2 protein-coding genes and 2 pseudogenes are annotated in these 2428 nt (G+C 35.4%); all 4 read left to right on the plus strand.

From position 1 onward, the window contains the following. Nucleotides 1-297 (plus strand): annotated as a pseudogene (locus HMPREF2805_RS02195) (TIGR00341 family protein); the annotation flags it as partial. A gap of 717 nt (nt 298-1014) precedes the next feature. Next, nucleotides 1015-1317: a TMEM175 family protein gene (locus HMPREF2805_RS02200; protein WP_075231213.1), complete on the plus strand. Its 303-nt coding sequence runs from the start codon at nt 1015-1017 to the stop codon at nt 1315-1317. 279 nt (nt 1318-1596) lie between these two features. Beyond that, a complete protein-coding gene (locus tag HMPREF2805_RS02210) occupies nt 1597-1920 on the plus strand; it encodes a potassium channel family protein (protein ID WP_001253404.1) in 324 nt (107 codons plus the stop codon). Further along, nucleotides 1917-2428, plus strand: a pseudogene (locus HMPREF2805_RS02215) (DUF389 domain-containing protein); the annotation flags it as partial. The gene HMPREF2805_RS02210 and the pseudogene HMPREF2805_RS02215, both read left to right, overlap by 4 nt.

Below are 2428 nucleotides of genomic sequence, written 5' to 3' on the forward strand. Positions count from 1 at the left end.
TTCGCCAATCATACGGTCATTAATCAAGTCTACAAGTCAAGTAGCAATGAATTAGTCTTGACGGTTGTTGGAGATCCGATTTCAGAAGAAGAATTAGAAACACTCCACCAAAAACAAGCCTCTTACGGTATTCAATCTGTTCAATTGAAAGTGAATCAAGTTCAGAACTCGCCAACATTAGATAGTGAAGCGACCAAGGAATTTTATGAAAACATTGACAAGTATATTGATCAAAAACTCTCTGAAAAAGATTCACAAAACGATCTCGTAAAAGAAAATGAAGCAGACAAGGATTGAGGACAATGAACTGAATCGGTTTTTACGCCGTGTTTTTCTTGTATCTTCCTCTTTCTTACTTATAGCAGGTTGTTTTTGCTTGAATAAGAAATAAATTAGAAGTTCTATCATCTAAGAAAAATGATGAAAAAAATCATTTAACTAATGGTGTGAACGTTTAGTGTTTATCAGCTCCATTCTCTGTAATTTTGGGGGTAAAATCCACACCATTTAGATAAAATTAGTTGAATTTGATTGGAAAAACGCTTTTATAAAAGCGGAGAAAAGTCTTGATATTACGCTGTTTTTAGTCCAACTGAAATTCATACTTTCCAAACCAGGCTTGAAAAAAGCTCGTAAAGCATCACAATTTAGTAAACGTTAAAACTTATTTAAACTTATTGAAAGCATTTCGTATCAAAAATACGGGATGCTTTTTCTGTTCACCCCAAATTTTTGTAACTAGGTGATACTTGAAATTAATACAAATTTGGTTGTTTTTGATAAATCTAAGCAACACTAAATGATGAAGTGAAAGGGGATGAATCTTTGATAGTATTCATTTATTGTGAAATATGATATACTTATTAATTAGATGGATGAATACTTCTAGAGTTAAATATAGCATAATAGGGACAGACTTTTTGGTTTATTTTTGTTTGTAGTCGGATTATGAAAGAATATCCAATATTATGCGATAAGATAGAATGTTACAAAAAAGAAAGGGGATGCAATCCGATGAAGAAAGACAGATTAATTGTATTGACAGATGCTGTTCTAGCAATTATTATGACCATCTTGATTTTAGAGTTAGAAAAACCAACAACACCAAGTCTTGAAGCTTTTTGGGATTTACGGCAAAATTTCTTTGCTTGTTTTCTTTTCTTTTTCTGGTTGGGATCGTTATGGATGGCACTAAACACATTATGGGAAAAGGTTGAGAAAATTTCCTCAGAAATTATTTGGTGGAATTTGTTTCTACTCTTGGAGCGGCAGGAGTTCTCTTTGGAGAATTTCATGCCATCCAAGATACCAGTCTGAATGATGTGGTGGACCGGATCTATATAAATGTCAAGGATTTACCGTTTCAGTCCTTGGGAGCTTTAGCTAATATCCTGTCTGATGTTAAGAAGGGACTGATTCAAGACAGTCATATCTGGTCTTTCTTCCAGTCATTTTTCAAACAATATCAGTTGATAATCAGCTTAAATCAGATCTATCAGTTTGTCTATCTTTCTCTGATGGAGATCATGTCCTATCTTCACTTTGATTATTGGAAAAAACGGCTCGGTCAGGAGCTAGTATGAATAAGGAGAACAAATGAGACGTTTAAAAATGTTATGGCATATTATACAGGTTACGGGTTTTACTCGGTTTGCTCTGAGTTTTGTGACCTTTGTTTTTGGGTCAGGAGGCGTGCTTTTCCTAGTTGAACCTGCTATCACAAATTACGGAGACGGTCTTTGGTATGCTTTTGTGACTTCGACGACTGTCGGCTACGGGGATCTCCTAGCTGTGACCTTGATTGGAAGGATTACCAGTGTCTTCTTGACGATTTATGGGCTCATATTTTTTGGCTGTTTATCAGCTGTTATTATTAATTATTATACCGATTTAAATAAGGAAAGAGGAGAGGACAAATGACTGCCAATTATTCAACACGGGAATACCGTGAGAAATTATATGATGATCTTCATGTTCGATTAAGAGATACAGTAATTTTAATGTGTGCGATTTTTATTGCCTCTATAGGTCTAAATATGAATTCAACAGCTGTCATTATTGGAGCCATGCTGATTTCCCCTCTTATGACACCGATTGTTGGACTGGGATTCGGTTTAGCTATTTTTGATACGCGTTTAATCAAGCAATCTCTAGAGGTTTTATTTACTCAAGTATTAGTCAGTTTGCTTGTCTCGACTCTGTATTTCTGGATTTCTCCCTTATCTTATGCAAGTAGCGAGTTGATTGCACGAACCTCTCCAACAATTTGGGATGTTCTCATTGCTATTGCTGGTGGGATAGCAGGTGTAATTGGTTCAAGGAAAAAAGAAGCAAATAATATTGTGCCAGGAGTAGCTATTGCAACAGCTCTGATGCCACCTATCTGTACTGCAGGTTATGGTTTAGCTAATGGAAATGTACGATTTTT

Source organism: Streptococcus sp. HMSC034E03 (genome assembly GCF_001811505.1).
GTDB lineage: Bacteria > Bacillota > Bacilli > Lactobacillales > Streptococcaceae > Streptococcus.

Bases quoted from the DNA above. Each gene is read 5' to 3' on its own strand.
- HMPREF2805_RS02200 (WP_075231213.1), top strand. From the start codon at position 1,015: ATGAAGAAAGACAGATTAATTGTATTGACAGATGCTGTTCTAGCAATT.
- HMPREF2805_RS02210 (WP_001253404.1), top strand. From the start codon at position 1,597: ATGAGACGTTTAAAAATGTTATGGCATATTATACAGGTTACGGGTTTT.